Below are 16524 nucleotides of genomic sequence, written 5' to 3' on the forward strand. Positions count from 1 at the left end.
TCAGACGCTAACTCCCAGGTGGCGGTCGAGTATCTGCCGGTTCGATTCGAGCTCTTCGGAGGTCCCCTCCCAGACGATGCGTCCCTGGTCGATGACGTAGTTCCGGTCCGCGAGTTCGAGACCGACGTGGACGTTCTGTTCGACGAGCAACACCGAGATACCGCGCTCGTTGACCTCCTCGACGATGTCCATCACGTCCTGGACGATATAGGGCGCGAGCCCCTCTGTCGGTTCATCGAGCAAGATGAGGTCGGCCCCCGCGACCAGTGCCCGCGCGATGGCGAGCATCTGCTGTTCGCCTCCTGACAGCGAGGAGCCGGGGTTACCCGTCCGCTCGGCGAGGTTTTCGAACATGTCGAGCGCCTCCTGGACAGATACCGAGTGGGCCGACTCACTCTCTGTGCCGCCGAACTCGGCCAGCCGGAGGTTCTCCATCACCGACAGTTCGGGGAATATCTGACGTTCTTCGGGGACCAGCGAGATACCCCGTTTTGCGGTCTCTGTCGGGTCGAACGCGGAGATGTCCTCGCCGCGGTAGGTGACCGTCCCCGCGGTCGGCGTGAGGATGCCGTTTATTGTCCGCAGGGTCGTCGTCTTGCCGGCACCGTTGCGGCCGACAAGCGAGACAACCTCGCCCTCCTCGACCGACAGCGAGAGGTCACGGAGGACCTGGGTCTCGCCGTAGCCGGCGTCGACGCCGTCGACCGACAACACCTGGCTCATTCGGTCATCCCTCCAAGGTAGGCGTCCTGGACGTCTTCGTTGTCGGTAATCTCCTCGGGCGTTCCCTCCGCGAGCACCTGTCCGTGGTTCAGTACGGTAATCATGTCTGATATCTCCATCACGAGTTCGATGTCGTGTTCGACGAGAATCAGCGTCTGCTCGACCAACACCTCCTCGATGAGGTCGATTGTCTCCTGTGTCTCCTCGGGACCCATGCCGGCGGTCGGCTCGTCGAACAACACCAGCTCGGGCTCGGTCGCGAGGACGACCCCGATTTCGAGGCGGCGCTTGTCGCCGTAGGGCAACGCCTCGGCCTCCTCCTCGGCGATATCGAGTAGGTCGATTCGCCCGAGGATTCTGTCGGTCTCGTCGTTGATGTCGTCGTACCGGTCGGTCGGCTTGAACAACGCCTCCCGGAAACTGTAGGAGTCTCGCATCCGGGACTGGACGGCCAGCCTGACGTTCTCGCGGACGGTCAGGCCGCCGAAGATATTCGAAATCTGGAACGAGCGCCCCATCCCACGCCGGATGCGTTCCTCCGGCGGGAGGTCGGTGACGTCCTCGCCGTCGAAGTACACCGCGCCCTCGGTCGCGTCGAGCGCGCCCGAGATGAGGTTGAACATCGTCGTCTTACCGGCACCGTTGGGACCGATGATACTCCGGAACTCGCCGGGTTGGATTGCGATGTCGACGCCGTCTATCGCGGCGAAGTTGCCGAACTCCTTGACGAGGCCGTCGGTCCGGAGCATCGGCTCTTCAGTTGCCATCAGTCGTCACCTCCTTCGGGTTCGGCCGGCACGTTCGTCGATGGCTTGAACCGCGGCGGCAGCCGCTCTCGGAACAGTTCCGGCAGCGACACCATCCCTCGCGGGAGGAAGATGACGAAGACGACGAAGGTGAGCCCGAGGAACAGCCGCCACCGCTCGGCGACTGTTCCGGCGACACCCTCGATTGGCCCACCGACGCCCAGCATCGACCCGAGCCAGATGAACGGCTCGAACAGGGTCTGCTCTTGCAGGAGCTGTTCGAGCCCGAAGAAGGTGAACGCCCCGAGAATCGGGCCAAACAGCGTTCCCATGCCGCCGAGGATGACCATCACGACGACCTCGCCGGATTTGAGCCACTCGACGGCACTCGGTGCGACGAAACTCTCGTTAATCGCGAAGATGACGCCGGCGAGCGTCGCGAAGATGCCGCTGACGACGAACGCCCGACGCTTGTAGACCGTCGGGTCGTAGCCGAGAAAGCGCACGCGCTGTTCGTTCTCACGGATCCCCTTGAGAACCGCACCGAATGGCGACTGGAGCATCCGGCGGGTGATAAGGAAGGACATGATGAGCACAGCCAAGACGATGTAGTACAACAGCAGATCTCCCGTGAGGGTCACGGGACCGAGGAAGACCCCGATTTCCTCCAGTTCGACACCCATCCCGCCCAGGCCCCAGTACGAGGAGAAGCCAAACAGTCCCTCGGAGCCGCCGGTCAGCTGGATATCACGGGCGGCCTCGGCGCTACAGACCGGCGTCGTCTCGCAGAACCCGACCACCCAGCCGTCGATTTTGGTGAGGCTGGTGTGGAACAACTCGGCGAAGGCGAGCGTTATCATCGCGAAGTAGACGCCGTGGACCCGAATCGAGAAGTAACCGACGAGCCAGGCGACGACGCCGCCGACGACCAGCGCGGCCGCCGCTGCGACGAACACCGACTCGCTGAAGTTGAACAGGACAGCACCGGAGACGTACGCGCCCAGGCCCCAGAAGAGGGCGTGTCCGAGCGAGACGAGTCCGGTGTACCCCATGATGAAATCCAGCGCGAGCGCGAACAGCCCCCAGGTGAGCATCCGCATAACGAGCGTGACCATGAACGTCGAGTACAGCCAGTCGACCCCCAGTGGCACCAGCGCGAGCAGGACGATCATCACAGCGCCCAGTTTGAAGCGGGTGTCCGGAGCCAGGAGACCGCCGGTCGAACCGGTGAGTAGCTCGCCGCCCTCATCTTCGAACTCCGAGCCAAAGAGCCCGCGCGGCCGGGCGATGAGAACGCCAATCATCAGCACGAAGATGACCATCCCCTCGAGCTGTCCGAGCAGCTCGAATCCCGTATTGACTGGGTCGAGCCAGCCGCCCGGAACCAGGGGGAGCGAAATCTGGATGTCGGCATTGATGATTGTCTCCTGTAGCACACCGACCCCCAGGCCGCCGACGACGGCACCGCGGAAACTCCCGAGTCCGCCCAGCACGACGATGACGAACGCGGCGATGATGATGTCGAACCCGATACCGGGCACCACCTGGCCGCGACCGGCGGTGAAGACGATGCCGGCGACGGCCGCCAGTGCAGCCCCAGCACCGAAGACAAGCGAGTAGTACCGGTCGATAGAGATACCCAGATTCCGGACCATCCGGCGGTCCTGTGCGCCAGCCCGGATGATGAGGCCGTACCGGGTGTACTTCAGCAGTGCCCAGACGCCGAGTGCGAGTGCGCCGCCGAACCCGATGATGAAAAACGAGTACCGGCTGAAGGTCGCACCGAGCACGTCGACGGTGCCCGTGAGATAGTCCGGGCGGGCGATGCGACGCGGACTAGTCCCCCATATCAGCTTGATGAGGTCGTTGAGCACGAGCACCAGCCCGAACGTCAGCAGGATGTGATAGAGCGGGTCCCGGCCGTACAGCGGCCGCACGGTGAACCGCTCGATAGCCACACCCATAACCCCGACTAACAGCGGGGCGACGACGAGCGCAACGTAGAAGCCGAGACCACCGCCAAGCGGCGTGACGATTGCCGCCGCGAAGTAGGCACCGAAGGCGTACAGCTCGCCGTGGGCGAAGTTGATGACGTGCATCACGCCGAAGATAACCGACAGCCCCGCGGCGAGTAACACGTACACCATCCCGACGGTCAGCCCGTCGAGTAATCCTTGCACCGAGATGAAACTCCCGGCGGACAGTACATCCAACATCGACTGTATCGTGCCTGCGTACATCTGAAACCGAGAGCCCGAGATTACAGTTCGCAGCCCGTGTCCTCACACGGCGGCTGTGCTGCCTGGCCGTCGAGGTTCGTCAACAGTTCGACTGCGGCGGTCTCGCCCTCCTCGGGCTCGACGTTCTGTCCCATCCAGACGGGGTTCGACGCCTGGTGGTCGCACTCGCGGAAGGATACGTCGCCGAAGATTGTCTCGTGGCTCATGCCCGGCAGCACGTCTTTGACATCTTCGGGGTCCTTGGAGCCAGCTTCCTGGATGCCGTTTGCGAGCATCAGCACCGAGCCGTAGCCGACCCGCGAGAAGTTGTCCGGCGGCGCGTCGTACTCGGCCTGGTAGTCCTCGACGAACTGCGGGTTCGTCCCCGTGTCGATGCTCGGCACGTATCTGGTGCCGCTGTAGACGTCGTGGGCGGCCGAACCGGCACCGCCGCGGACAACGCGGAACGAACCGGTCGTCGTTACGATTGGGATATCCTCTTTCAGGCCGCGCTCTGCGGCCTGCACCAGGAAGCGAATCAGGTGCCCGCCGGTCGCGCCGACGACCAGCGCGTCTGCGTCGCCGACGTTGTCCTCGATCTGGGTGATGGTCGAATCAAAGTTCTGTGCGGCCACGTCAGAGCGGGTGGTCCCTAGCCGCTCGTAGCCGTCGGCGCGGTCGCTCATCCGAGAGTCGACCTCTTCGAGCACGGAGTCGCCGTAGGCGTAGTCGGCAATCTGGTAATGGAGGTTCGTCCACCCCTGGTCGGCCAGCCACTGGGTCGTCACCTCGGCAATCTGTGCCGTACTCGTCTCGAAGCGGAAGACGTACTCGTTGCAGTTCGAGCCGGTAATCGACACGTCGGCCGCACCCGGTGTGTAGACGACCTCGTTCGTCGCGGCGACCTCGTTGATAGCCAGCGCCACCGAACTCGAAATCGCGCCAGTCAGGAACTGTGCGCCGTCGGACTCGATTGCCTGATTTGCCGCCTGGACGCCGTCCTCGGAGCTGAGCTGGGTGTCGTACTCCGCGACGTCGAACTCGAAGTCGTAGTCGTCGCTCGCGTTGACCTGGTCGATAGCCAGCGTTTCGCCTTGGTTTCGCTCGCTTGCGAGCTCTGAGAAGTCGCCCGTGAACGGTTCGAGCACGCCGAGCGTGACCTCGTCGAACTCTGTCCCGTCGCTCGTCGTTCCGCCGTCCTCGCCGTCCTCGCCGTCGCCTCCGTCTTCGCCGTCGCCGTCGTCTCCGTCGTCGGTGCTCCCGATACAGCCTGACAGTCCTGTGAGCGCAACAGCACTCCCCGCTGCCGTCGTTTTGAGAAAGTCTCGTCGCTTTTTTTGCATCTGGTTATCGTTTCTCATACGGTCGCTTTCCCGGTACTGGCATATATGCATTACCCCATATATATCGTTGGTTTAAGTACTTACCCCGCATAATGGCGGGTTTAAATACGGATATTCAGACTGAATGTCGTCGGCTCGGCCGAAAAACCGCCGGAGTGTCACGTCGGCGAATCCGCGCTCATACGGGCGTTCGTGGCTCGTCTCATAATGATTGTTGCGGTTATTTTCGTGACCACGTCACGACTATCGGTGTTTCGCCGCGTGAGGCCCACGTCTCGTTTCCCAACGGCGGTAACGACTCGCAACAATCACTATCAGCCAAAATCATCGCAATACCGCTGTCAGGAGGTCTGTGAGTACTCGTCGACCCACTCCTGGAGGGTGATACCCATCGCCGCCTGCGTGATGGCGTTCGAGGACATCGAGTTTGCACTTTTGACGAGCTCGGCCTCAAGCGTGCGTGTGGGCACCTCGCCGAGGAAATGCGGGATGGCGCGCTGGACCGACAGCGGGCAGCCGACCTCGTGGGCGAGGGCGTACCCCGAAATCGAGTGTGGAATCTCCTCGCTGGCGTAGGTCGGGTCGGGGTCGACGAGGTCGTCCTCGACGTGGTCGGTGTACTCGTAGCATTTGCCGACGTCGTGGAGGAGGGCTGCAGCGAGAATCGTATCGAGGTCGGGGTCTGCGCCGTGGAACTCGCGTTGCTCGCGCGCTCCCTCCCGGGCGATGCGCGTCACGCCGCGAACGTGCTCGACGTTCGAGACCTCGTGGATGTTCCAGGCGTAGGGGATGTCCTCGATGTCCTGCCAGCCGCCGCGTTCCAGCCCCAGCACCCACGCCTCGACGACCTGTTCGCGCAACTGGTCACTCTCGATATCGTCGAGTTCGGGGAAGGCATCCCGGACCTGCTGGTCGTACATGGTCACTCCTCGCTTTTGACGACCTGCTCCTGGCCGATGAGCCGGGGACGCTCTTCGACAGCGAGGAAGTTGTTGACGTCCTCGCGGGCCTCGGCGGCGACCTCCTTACTCGGGTCGTAGTCCCGGGACCCCTCGCTGCCGAGTGCCTCGTGGAGGTCTTCGAGTGTCTCGAAGTAGAGTTCGGCGACGCCGTCGAACTCGGCGTTCTCGGGGTCGGTCGGGTAGACCGTGTGATACCGGACGACGCCCTCGATGTCTTTCGCCAGCGGCGAGTGATTCGACTCCCAGTACTCACGGAACTCCTCGTGGCTCATCCCCTCTTTGCGGACGAGAAACGCCGAGTGTTTGTAGAGGCCGTCGGTGCTGTCGGCCTCCTCCTTCCAGACTTTCTCCTCGCCGATGAAGCGGGGCCGCTCTTCGATAGCGAGGAAGTTGTTCACGTCCTCGCGGGCCTCGGCGGCAACCTCTTTCGTAGGGTCGTAATCTCGCGAGCCGGGACTTCCCAGCGCCTCGTGCAGGTCGTCCAGCGTCTCGAAGTAGAGTTCGGCGATGCCGTCGAACTCGGCGTGTTCGGGTTCGGTCGGCAGCACCTGCTGGTAGCGGACAACGCCCTCGATATCTTTCGCGATCGGCGTGTGGTTGTTCTGCCAGTAGTCGACGAACTCCTCGTGGCTCATCCCCTCCTGGCGGACGAGCAGTGCGATATGCTTGTACATCACCCGTGAGTTCTCGCGGGCCGGTGATAAACGCGGTGGAACCGGGAAAGCGGCGACTCGCTCACTCAGGAAGGTGGTCGAGAGCCGCCGCAAGTTCCTCGTCGTACGGCGACCCGAACAACAGCAGATGGACGAGGAGCGGATACAGCCGGTAGGCGTACCGGCGCGTCTCGAAGAAGCCGTCGTCGATGCCACACAGCGTCTCGTACCGCTCGAAGAACGCCTCGCCGAAGGTGTCTGTCCAGTCGATGTACGCCAGCTCGATCTCGGGATGGGCGTAGTAACAGGCCGGGTCCAGAAAGGCAGACACCTCCTCGCCGCTGGTCAGGATGTTCGTTCGCCAGGCGTCGCCGTGAATCAGTGCCGGCGCGGCGGGTTCGACCAGTATCTCGGCCAATCGGCTCAGAACGGCCTCCAGCCGCCGGTCGAGCGCCGTATCGAGTGCGCCAGCATCGAGACACAACTCGCGGACGTGCTGGAGCCGGTGGTCGATGTAGAAGCGCGACCAGTGGTCGGTCCAGGGGTTTGGTTGCGTGACTGTGCCCGTGAGCGTCGCGAAGGGAAAGCCAAACCGGTCGGCCGTCGTCTCGTGTAGCGCCGCGAGATGGTCGGCGGCGTCGCGCTCGACAGCAGGTGTGATTTCGGAGTCGCCCGGGACGTGTGTCAGTACCAGCAGGTTGTCCGAGGCTGCAAGCACCGCCGGCACCGGCAGCCCGCTCGCGTCGAGGTACTGGAGCATCCTCGCCTCGACCGATAGCGGCGTCTCGCCGGTTTTTGCGACGACTGTCCGACCGTCTTCGAGGGCGACCCGATGGACGGTGCCGATCATCCCGCCGTCGAGTTCGGACAGCGAGCGAACCGTCGTTCCGAGCGCCCGCTCGATGCGTGTCGTGTCCACGACAGAACGTCCGGAGCCGCCTACAAGAGTGTCGCGGTCCTCAGTCGGTCGAGCCGTCGACCAGCACCGACGAGGGGAGCCCGACTCGGGCGACTGTGCCGCCTGCGTCTCGCTGTGTGAACGAGAGGTCTCCGCCCAGGTCGGTCGTCGCCCAGTTCGTAACCCAGAGACCGACGCCGGAGCCGTGTTCCAGCGGCGTCTCCTCGCCACCCTCGACGACGCTGCGTTCTCTGTCTGGAATCCCCGGGCCGTTGTCGCGGACCTCAATGACGACCGGGTACCGCTCGCCCGGTTCGACGGCCGCGGCGAGGACGACCCGGGGGGTGTCGGTCTCGGCGTGTTCGACTGCGTTCTCGACGAGATTGTCTAGGACGAACCGGAGCGCCGCCCGGTCACAGTGTATCTCCCGATCCGGCTGTGCCTCGATGGTGACGCTCGCCCCGGGCCAACGACGCTCGTGTTCGTCAGTGAGGGCGTTGAGGAACGCGCCGAGTTCGAACCGTCGTTGCTCGTCGGCCGCGAGAATCTCCTCGATTCGCCGGGCTTTCGTCCCTTGGGAGTCCAGCGAATCGGCGGCATCAATTGCGGTATCCAGGCGTGTCGCGAGGTCGTCCTCGGTTTGGTCGGCGACGACCTCGGCGTTGGCGGTGATGACGCTCACCTCGTTGCGGATGTTGTGTCCCAGGATACGGTTGAAGACCTCCAGGCGCTGCTTGCGTAGCTCTCGGTCGGTCACGTCACGGAGACTTACGATAGCGCCCAGCTCCCGGCCGTGGCCGTCGGTCAGCTGGGATACCTGGCTGTCGAACTGCCGGACGCCGCGCGCGGTATCGAGGTCGATGGTGTCGCGTTCAGCGAAGCGCTGGCTCGTGTGGCCGAGGACTCGTTCGATATCTGTGCCAAGCGGTGTCGACTCCTCGACGACCGTCGCGCGGACGCGCTCGTTGAGCGAGAGCACTCGGTCGTCGGTATCGACAATTGCGACGAGATCGTCTGTCTCCCGGAGCATCGCTCGCTCACCGACCAGTCCGGCCGTCGGCACTGGGTCGAAGATGCCGTATCGGAATACCGCGAGCACAGCGGCGACGGCGCTGATACCGAACCCGGCCGCGAAGATGCTCGCCGAAAGAAGCGTCACGTCCTGATCGGTGAGCTGACCGAACAGCGTGACTGTCAGGCTCGGGGCGATTCCAAGGACGACGAGTACACTCCCGCTCGACAGCGAGATGTACTCGTCGAGGACCGTGCTCCGAAAGACGAGCAGGCTGCCGATGAGCGCGAACGCCGAGTACGTGCTCAGTGCGACCGCCGACAGCGCCGAGGCAGTCGCCCCGGCCGACCCGACGGGCTCAACGAGCCAGGGGACCAACACCAGCGACGGCACGAGCAGTACCACCGCAAGCAGCGGGCGCTGACGGGTGTAGCTCCCGGTGTACTGGAGCGCAAACAGGAACCAGACAACGGTCGAGAGACACCAGAGACCGAGGAAGACGAGCGTCGGCAGCGTCTCCGAGTTCACGACCGCAAACGACAGTGAGGCTATCGGAATCAGCCCACAGAGCGCGAGATAGCCGGCAACGAGCCCCGACCCCGGGTGTTCCCACCGGCGGTAGCCGTCGACGCCGATACCGGCCAGCACGAACCCGGCAACCACGGCGAGGAACAGGATGAGCGAAACGTGGGTTGCCATCGGGAGAGTATCTCGGTGCGAGCACAATAACGGTGCAGGATTTCCCGGGGCCGCCCGCCACCCTCACGGCCGGGCTTTTTACCCTGACCGTCCAACCCAGGGGCATGCAACGCTCCTTTCACGACCAGGAACCGACCGTCGCCGACTCCGCCTCTGTCGACTCCACGGCGGTACTCGTCGGTGACGTGACCGTCGGCCCGGAGGCGACGGTTCTGCCGGGCGCGGTTATCCGCGGCGACGGCGGCGGCGAGGTGGTCCTTGACGCGCGTGCGAACGTCCAAGACAACGTCACCATCCACGCCGACGCTCCCGACCAGCGGGTCCACCTCAAGGAAAATGCCGCCGTCGGCCACAACGCAATCGTCCACAACGCGACTGTCGGCGAGCATAGCCTCGTCGGCATGAACGCGACGGTGCTTGACGACGCAGTCCTCGAACCCTACAGCGTCGTCGGCGCGAACAGTCTCGTCACCGAGGGCCAGCGCATCGAATCAGAAACGCTCGTCGGGGGGACGCCCGCAGAGGTCCTCCGCGAAGACCTCGACAGAGACGCAGCGCTGTTCCAGACTGCCGAACACTACACAACGCGGGTCGACGGGTTCGGTCCCGTCGATTAATCGGCACCTTCGGCGGAGCCAACGGTAGCGAACCGGTCGAGGTCCTCCAGGTTCGGCACCGACTCGTAGGGGCGCTCGACCACCACGTCGCCGGCGCGCTGGCGGCCGATGCCCGGAATCGCCGCCAGCTCGTCCATCGAGGCGCTGTTGACATCGAGTGGATAGGGGACGCCGGTCACCGACCGGTAGCCGTGGTCCGTGACCGCCACGTCGATAACCTCGCCGAGCGTGCGCTCGCCGGGCACCGCGACGAGCAGGGAGTAGGTACCCAGCTGGCGGCCGAACGTCTTGCCGTCTTGATGGTACTCCAAGTGTACGTCCTTCAGGACCGTTCCCGGCGGCGCGACGCGCTGGAGCATCGGGTTGTCTATCTCCTCGCGGACCTCCTGTTTGTACTGCTTGAACAGCTTCTTGTGGTCGTGGGCGATTTCCGCGCCGGTGTCGGACATCTCGGTGCCCTCGAAGGACATGACCTGGCGGATGTTCACCCGCCGGACCATCAGCCCCTCGTCGTAGACGCGCTGGAGAAACTCTCGGTTGTGCTCGAAGGTCTCCCGGCGCTCGCCCTGGAGGCCGTGGACGAGGTTGATACCTGGCAGGATTTTCGGGAGCCTGCGGGCGGCGTTCGACCCGAAATTGGGGGCGGTCTCGCGGTCGCCTCCCGGCCGGAACCCGCCCACCTCATTGACGATTCGCACCGCTTCGAGACACTCCTCGGCTGTCACGAGCAGGTTGTTTTCGTCCTGAACGACCGGGTCGGCAGATTCGAGCCCGAAGGCAGCCGTATCCCCTGGCGTGTTGTGTTCGGCGATAATCCGGATACCCTCGCGGGATTTCTCGGGATAGTCGGTGATAGTCACCGGGTTCATATTGTCGAGGTGAAGCGTCCGCAGATTGGGGACGGCCTCGCGAATGCCGCCGTACAGTTCGCGGAGTGCCTCGGGATTTGGGGCCTCGCCGTCGCCGCCGAAGGCGAGAATGTCCGCCTGTCGGCCCAGTCGGAAGTCCCGCACTCCGTGTTCCGAGAGCGCCTCTACCTCCCCGACGACCGACGCCGCGGACCGGAAGGCGGGGTCGCCGTAGAGCGGTTCCGTACAGAACGAACACCGGTAGGCACAGCCGCGCGAGGTCTCCATCTCGGCGATGAGGTAGTCGGGGTGGTTAGGGTGTTGCTCGACGACGAACGCACCCTGCTCGGCCCACCGGGTAATCTCCTCGTTGTCACGCATCCGGTCGCTGAACCCTTCGAGACCGCCGTGGACGAGGTCGTAAGCGGCGGCCTCCACGTCGCCTTTGGCGACGAAATCGTAGTCGAGGTCGTCGCGTTCGGTCTCGGTCGCGCCAGCGTTCTCGTCGCCGACGCCGAAGCGGACTGGCCCACCCATCAGCGTCGTTCCGTCGGCGGTCCAGGCGATGCGGCGCACCTCGTCTGGCTCGGCGGGGGTGCCGCCGACGTACTTGCCAGGGACGGTCATCCCGCCGACGTAGACCACGAGGTCGGCCGTCGCCACGTCCCCCCAGCGGTCCCGCTCGTCGCGGAGGGCGTCGATGGTGTGGTAGGTAATCGCCGACTGTGGGACGCCGGCGTCGACGAGCGCGCCAGCGACGTACCGGGGATACGTCGAGATGTAGGGCGGCACGCCGAAGTGTGCGGGCTCGTCAACGTAGCCGTCGACAAGCGTGACCGAAAGATTGGCCGGGTCCTGCATTGGAAGGCTGTAGCCGCTCGGTCCCCAAAACGGTGTCTACTTGGCGCGTACGGACGCTCAGATAAACGCCAGTGGCACCATCAGCGCCACGCCCAGCGCGATACCACCTGCGAGCTGTGGTTTGCCGCCGCGAGGAAGCCCCTTGCCGAGGTCGAGTGCCTCGGGGATGAATTCCGTGAGAACGAGATATATCATCGCGCCGGCGGCGAACCCGAACCCGAAGGGGAGAAACGTCCGGGCGACGCTGACAAAGGCAAAGGCGATGACCGCGCCAATCGGCTGGGGGAGACTCGAAAAGACCGCCCACCAGACCATCTTCGGCTCCGAGACACCCATCGACCGGAGCGGAATCGAGATGGCGGTCCCTTCGGGGATGTTGTGAATCGAGATGGCGATGGTCATAAACACCGCGAGCAACGGCACGGTGAACCCGAGCACCGAGAGACCGCCCTCCAGTCCGAGGTCGGCAAACGAGACGCCGACGGCGATGCCCTCCGGGAAGCTGTGGACCGTGAGAATGCCAAGAATGAGTACGAGCTTCGTGAAGTCGGCCTCCTCGTACTCGTGGGGGTCGATGTCTGCGTCGACGAGCACGTCGTGGGCGAGCGTGACCAGTACGACGCCGACGGCCATGCCAGCGCCGATTTCGAGTGGTGTTCCCTCGGCCAGTCCCTCCTGAATGAGCCCGAACGTCGAGGCAGATATCATAATCCCCGAGGAGAACCCCCACAGAACGACGCTGTGGCGGTCGCTTATCGAGTCGAAGAAGAAAAACGGCACCACGCCGAGTCCCGTCGCCAACGCGGTGACTAGGCCGGCGACGAACACCAGGACGAGGTTCTCGAAGACGACCATGCGTCACTAGCCGAGAGAGTCGTACAAAGTAGCATCGGACTCCGAGGCGGTCCCGGTGCCCGGGTTGGGGTAACTGTTATGTCGGACTTATGATATCTCGACAGTCCGGACACTCTGCGTAGATTCCGGGGCCGGTGGCGGTCGCGTACTGTATCAGGATGTGACGGTCATCGATCTCTGTGCCACAGGACGGGCACGTACCGACTGGGGACGGACGTTGGACTGTCATGGGTGGGTGCGTGATAAGGGGGGAAAGAGCGTGTGACACTCTTGTCGAGAGCGAGGGTGACGCCCTCTACACTAACCATGAACGTTCGGGGATAAATAGGCAACCCACCCGGAGTGAAAGTGAAACTGCCCGACGGAATGCTTGTGGGTCGCGTTATCATTCGACAGCGCTACGACGGCGGGTCGACACAGACGGCGACGCGGTCGTCGGCCGCCGCCACGAGCGCGGCCTTCTCCTCGCGCGAATGAGATTTGATATCGTACTCACGGGACTGTGCGGTACTTCTGTCGTCGTGATACTCAACGTACCGCAGCGAGACCGGAGTCCGCCCGGCGGTGTATTTTGCTCCGTCGCCGGCGTTGTGTTCTGTGACACGCCGGCCGACATCGGTCGTATAGCCGGTATAGAAGGTGCTATCGTCACACTCTAGCACGTAGACGTAGTGGTGGTTGGCCATCTGGGGCCGGTGTTACTCGATGTCGTAGGTGCTGATGTCTGCGAACTCCTCCTGGTCGGCCGTGAACCACCGGACGATGATGGTCTGGCCGGACGCGAACTGTCCGTTGACCTCGACGCTATCGCCTTCCTCGACCGGGAGCCCCCAGCCCTGGAGTAGCGCCTCGCCATCGTCAGTCTCCCGGAGTATCTGAACGCCGCCGGCGTTGTCCTCGTCGAGGGCGTCGCCGCCGTCGTGAGTGACGGTGAGCGTGGTGCCCTCGACCTCGAAGACAAACGAGGCGTCCGGCACATCGTCGCCGTCACCGCCCCCGAGACAGCCGGCCAGTCCGACAGTGGCTCCCAGCGATGTCATCGTTGCTCCTGCGACGAACTGTCGTCTCGTAAGTCGGTCTCGCATACTCTGTGTGATATTGGGGACACTTATTAGTTATTCGCCTCCTCTCTGATTTTGGTCATATCCAGACCGCTATCACCTCTCCGAGAGGGCCTCGACATCCGCGGCGGTTACCTCGCGGTCGTCGGGCAGGTCGTCGATGCAGTCGTGACAGAGGAAGTGCTCGGTGCCGTCTGCGAGTTCGAGCACCAGCCCGCCGGTCGACTCCTGGTTGAACGACCAGAGATTCGCCGAGGCGGACCCGATGGTGACCGCCTCCCCACAGCCATCACACGGTTCACGTGACATACTCGGCGTAGCGGCTCGGCGGACAAGACACTTTCCCGCCGTCACCCCTCACCGGCTGATATTGCCGCCATCGCACTGCCGGCCATCGTCATCACACTTGCTCCGATGACGACGCTGTTTTGGTCGCCGCCGAGCGCTCCGACACCGAGAATGGTCAGTCCACACAGCGAGAGCACTGAGCTGGCGAGCACGCCTGCAGTCTGCCGGTCCATGCTTAGGGACGGTAGACACGGCCGCGGAACGTGGCGACGCGGTCGTCTGCCTCGTCTGTGACGACGATTTCGTACTCGGCGGTCGCGCCCGCAAGGTGTGTCTCCTCTGCGGTCGCGGTCAGCGTCTCGCCGACCTCGACGGCGTCGAGATACGAGATGTTCGTCTCCAGGGCGAGTGCAGTGTCGCCGTGGGAGTTCGAGGCGGCGGCGAAGGCGGCATCGGCCAGTGAGTAGATTGCCCCGCCGTGTGGCGTCCCGTGGAAGTTGAGAAGGTCGTCGGTGACAGTGAGTTCGGTTCTGGCGGAGCCTGGTTCGAGACCGGCCAGTTCGATGCCCAGCGTCTCACAGAACGGGTCCGAGTCGATTCGCTCGCGCACGTCGTCGTCGACGCCTGTCATGGTCGTCCGTTCACCGACGAGCGAGAAATAACCACCGGCCAGCAGCTACAACAACAACAACCGGTGCCGAGACCAACAACTGTATACCACTCATCGGACTTATATTACTACTATAGCCCACGGCCATGGTTCGGACAGATTCGATTACCGTACTCGTCGTTGACGACAGCGACTTCTTCGTCTCGATGCTTGCCGACAAGCTCACGACAGAGTACAATATCACGACCAAGATGGCGACAAACGCCGCTGACGCGCTGGCTGAGCTCCGTGACGGTGATGTCGACTGCATCGTGAGCGACTACGAGATGCCCGAGACCTCCGGGCTGGAGCTCTACGAGATGGTCGACGCCGACGTTCCGTTCGTCTTGCTCACCGCACAGGGTGACGAGTCGACCGCCAGCCGTGCAATCAGCATTGGCGTCGACGACTACCTGCTCAAGGGTGCGGTCATGGAGAAATCGCTCGACTTGCTGGTCAATCGTATCCAGAACGTCATCGAGCAGCGACGGACCCAGCGCAAGTACGAACAACTCATCGACAACACGCCCGACGGCATCGCACAGCTCAGCCTCGATGGCGAGATTCTCGCCGCGAACGAGGCCGTCGCAACGGAGTTCGGCGTTGCACAGTCCGACCTGGTCGGCCGTCAGCTCTCGGAGTTTCTGCCCGAAGACGTCGCCGCCGGCCGCCTCGAAGAGTGCAAGCGGGCGCTGACGACCGACAACGCGGTCACGTTCCAGGACAGTATCGGCGTCCGACACTTCCACAACATCGCGGTCCCGCTTCCGACGGCCGGCAACGAATCCGTCCAGCTGGTGAGCCGAGAGATAACACACCAGAAACACAACGAGCGCAAGCTCGAACAGAAAAACGAGAGTCTCGCGATGATAAACCGCATCGTCCGCCACGACATCAACAACGACCTCCAGCTGCTGGTGTCGTGGTCCGAGCAGCTTGAGGACCACGTCGACGAGGCAGGGAGGACCTTCCTCGAACGCATCCAGAGCACGAGCGACCACATGGCTGAACTCACGGCGACGGCGCGTGACTTTGTCCGGTCCCTCGAAAGCGAGGACGACCCCGACCTCGAACCCGTCGCGTTACGGGGTGTGCTCGAGACTGAAATCGAGAAGAAACGGGCGAGCTACGCCGACGCCACCATCGTGGCCGAGGACTTCCCGCAGGTGACCGTCCGGGCCAACGAGCTCCTCTCTTCGGTGTTCGGGAACCTCCTGAGCAACGCCGTCCGGCACAACGGCGCTGACAACCCCGAGGTGAGAGTCGGCGTCGAGGAGACCGACACCAACGTTCGCGTCCGCATTGAGGACAACGGTCCTGGCATCCCTGACGACCGCAAACAGGACATCTTCGGGAAAGGGAAGACCGACGCCGATAGCCCCGGAACTGGCCTCGGACTCTTTCTCGTGTCGACGCTCGTCGACCAGTACGACGGCCGCATCTGGGCCGAGGACGGCGACCCCGGCGGGGCGGCGTTCGTCGTCGAGTTGCCGACGACCGATCAAGAACCACAGAACGGTGCTCCCCCAGACTGGACCTGACCGCCGGCGGCAGCCGTGTGAACTGTTCTCACTTTGTTGGAACAGGGACAATACACATTACAGTGGTCGGTGATCTAGTTCCACGATGACGACAGACGAGACAACAGAGACACTGGGGGGTATCGAGATGACAGCAACAGAAATCGAGCAGTTTCTCACGGAGCAGGGACACGGCATCCTGTCGCTCGCCGACGACGCCGACGCTTACGGCGTTCCCATCTCGTTTGGATACGACGGCGAGTGGCTGTACGCGTCACTGCTTGCCTTTGGCGAGCAGAGCCGGAAACTCGCCTATCTGGACGAGACCGACACCGCCTGCCTGACGACCTATCAGGTCAGCACACGCTTCGACTGGAAAAGCGTCGTCGTCCGGGGTGACGTTCGTGAGGTGAGCGAGGATGACATCGAGTATATGGACGACGTGCTCGACGAGAACGCCTGGTTTCCGACCATCTTCCCGCCGTCGGACCCGATGACCGGCGTGCGCCACGTCGCGCTTGTCCCTGAGGAGATGACCGGCCGGAAAGGCCAGGCCTACCAGTGAACGGG

General features: G+C 63.6%; 19 protein-coding genes. 3 read left to right on the forward strand and 16 right to left on the reverse strand.

Annotation, left to right across the window (positions count from 1 at the left end):
• From OSC37_RS09980 to OSC37_RS10015, 8 genes are all read right to left on the reverse strand, one after another.
• Positions 1-723: an ABC transporter ATP-binding protein gene (locus tag OSC37_RS09980; RefSeq protein WP_267161326.1), complete on the reverse strand. Its 723-nt coding sequence runs from the start codon at positions 721-723 to the stop codon at positions 1-3.
• Positions 720-1490, reverse strand: coding sequence for an ABC transporter ATP-binding protein (locus OSC37_RS09985; RefSeq protein ID WP_267161327.1), 771 nt, complete (start codon positions 1488-1490; stop codon positions 720-722). Before OSC37_RS09985 ends, OSC37_RS09980 begins: the two co-directional genes overlap by 4 nt.
• Positions 1490-3685: an ABC transporter permease gene (locus OSC37_RS09990; protein WP_267161328.1), complete on the reverse strand. Its 2196-nt coding sequence runs from the start codon at positions 3683-3685 to the stop codon at positions 1490-1492. The genes OSC37_RS09985 and OSC37_RS09990 overlap by 1 nt, the downstream gene beginning before the upstream one ends.
• A 44-nt stretch (positions 3686-3729) precedes the next feature.
• Entirely contained in the window at positions 3730-5049 is a 1320-nt protein-coding gene (locus tag OSC37_RS09995) for an ABC transporter substrate-binding protein (protein WP_267161329.1), read from the reverse strand.
• Positions 5050-5372: 323 nt separating this feature from the next.
• Positions 5373-5951, reverse strand: coding sequence for an HD domain-containing protein (locus tag OSC37_RS10000; RefSeq protein WP_382186884.1), 579 nt, complete (start codon positions 5949-5951; stop codon positions 5373-5375).
• A gap of 2 nt (positions 5952-5953) precedes the next feature.
• Positions 5954-6667 carry an EthD domain-containing protein gene (locus OSC37_RS10005; protein ID WP_267161331.1) on the reverse strand — a complete coding sequence of 238 codons (714 nt, stop codon included), beginning with the start codon at positions 6665-6667 and terminating at the stop codon, positions 5954-5956.
• 61 nt (positions 6668-6728) lie between these two features.
• Positions 6729-7565 carry a fructosamine kinase family protein gene (locus OSC37_RS10010; protein ID WP_267161332.1) on the reverse strand — a complete coding sequence of 279 codons (837 nt, stop codon included), beginning with the start codon at positions 7563-7565 and terminating at the stop codon, positions 6729-6731.
• A gap of 40 nt (positions 7566-7605) precedes the next feature.
• A complete protein-coding gene (locus OSC37_RS10015; RefSeq protein ID WP_267161333.1) occupies positions 7606-9255 on the reverse strand; it encodes a sensor histidine kinase in 1650 nt (549 codons plus the stop codon).
• Positions 9256-9359: 104 nt separating this feature from the next.
• On the opposite strand from OSC37_RS10015, the gene OSC37_RS10020 reads away from it, so the two are divergent.
• On the forward strand, positions 9360-9872 hold the full coding sequence (locus OSC37_RS10020; protein ID WP_267161334.1) for a gamma carbonic anhydrase family protein: 513 nt from the start codon (positions 9360-9362) through the stop codon (positions 9870-9872).
• Here OSC37_RS10020 and OSC37_RS10025 read toward each other — a convergent pair.
• The 8 genes from OSC37_RS10025 to paaI all read right to left on the reverse strand — a co-directional run bounded on the left by OSC37_RS10025 (position 9869) and on the right by paaI (position 14416).
• The gene (locus tag OSC37_RS10025) at positions 9869-11581 is read right to left on the reverse strand and encodes a radical SAM protein (protein ID WP_267161335.1); all 1713 of its coding nucleotides are present in this window, start codon (positions 11579-11581) and stop codon (positions 9869-9871) included. The two genes, OSC37_RS10020 and OSC37_RS10025, sit on opposite strands and share 4 nt — an antisense overlap.
• A 57-nt stretch (positions 11582-11638) precedes the next feature.
• Positions 11639-12436, reverse strand: a complete 798-nt coding sequence (locus tag OSC37_RS10030; protein ID WP_267161336.1) for a ZIP family metal transporter — start codon at positions 12434-12436, stop codon at positions 11639-11641.
• A gap of 76 nt (positions 12437-12512) precedes the next feature.
• Positions 12513-12665 carry a DUF7837 family putative zinc-binding protein gene (locus tag OSC37_RS19150; protein WP_438267586.1) on the reverse strand — a complete coding sequence of 51 codons (153 nt, stop codon included), beginning with the start codon at positions 12663-12665 and terminating at the stop codon, positions 12513-12515.
• Between the two features lie 169 nt (positions 12666-12834).
• Complete coding sequence (locus tag OSC37_RS10035) at positions 12835-13122, reverse strand: GIY-YIG nuclease family protein (protein ID WP_267161337.1); 288 nt, start codon at positions 13120-13122, stop codon at positions 12835-12837.
• 12 nt (positions 13123-13134) lie between these two features.
• Entirely contained in the window at positions 13135-13521 is a 387-nt protein-coding gene (locus OSC37_RS10040) for a hypothetical protein (protein ID WP_267161338.1), read from the reverse strand.
• A gap of 72 nt (positions 13522-13593) precedes the next feature.
• Entirely contained in the window at positions 13594-13806 is a 213-nt protein-coding gene (locus OSC37_RS10045; protein WP_267161339.1) for a DUF7561 family protein, read from the reverse strand.
• A 41-nt stretch (positions 13807-13847) separates the two neighbouring features.
• Positions 13848-14018 (reverse strand): hypothetical protein, encoded by a 171-nt coding sequence (locus tag OSC37_RS10050; protein WP_267161340.1) that lies wholly within the window; start codon positions 14016-14018, stop codon positions 13848-13850.
• Positions 14019-14020: 2 nt separating this feature from the next.
• Positions 14021-14416, reverse strand: coding sequence for a hydroxyphenylacetyl-CoA thioesterase PaaI (paaI, locus tag OSC37_RS10055; protein ID WP_267161341.1), 396 nt, complete (start codon positions 14414-14416; stop codon positions 14021-14023).
• 125 nt (positions 14417-14541) lie between these two features.
• On the opposite strand from paaI, the gene OSC37_RS10060 reads away from it, so the two are divergent.
• Positions 14542-15975: a sensor histidine kinase gene (locus OSC37_RS10060; RefSeq protein WP_267161342.1), complete on the forward strand. Its 1434-nt coding sequence runs from the start codon at positions 14542-14544 to the stop codon at positions 15973-15975.
• Positions 15976-16060: 85 nt separating this feature from the next.
• Positions 16061-16519 (forward strand): pyridoxamine 5'-phosphate oxidase family protein, encoded by a 459-nt coding sequence (locus tag OSC37_RS10065; RefSeq protein WP_267161343.1) that lies wholly within the window; start codon positions 16061-16063, stop codon positions 16517-16519.
• Positions 16520-16524 lie beyond the last annotated feature (5 nt).

It is taken from the genome of Halovenus salina (assembly GCF_026410925.1).
Taxonomy (GTDB): domain Archaea; phylum Halobacteriota; class Halobacteria; order Halobacteriales; family Haloarculaceae; genus Halovenus; species Halovenus salina.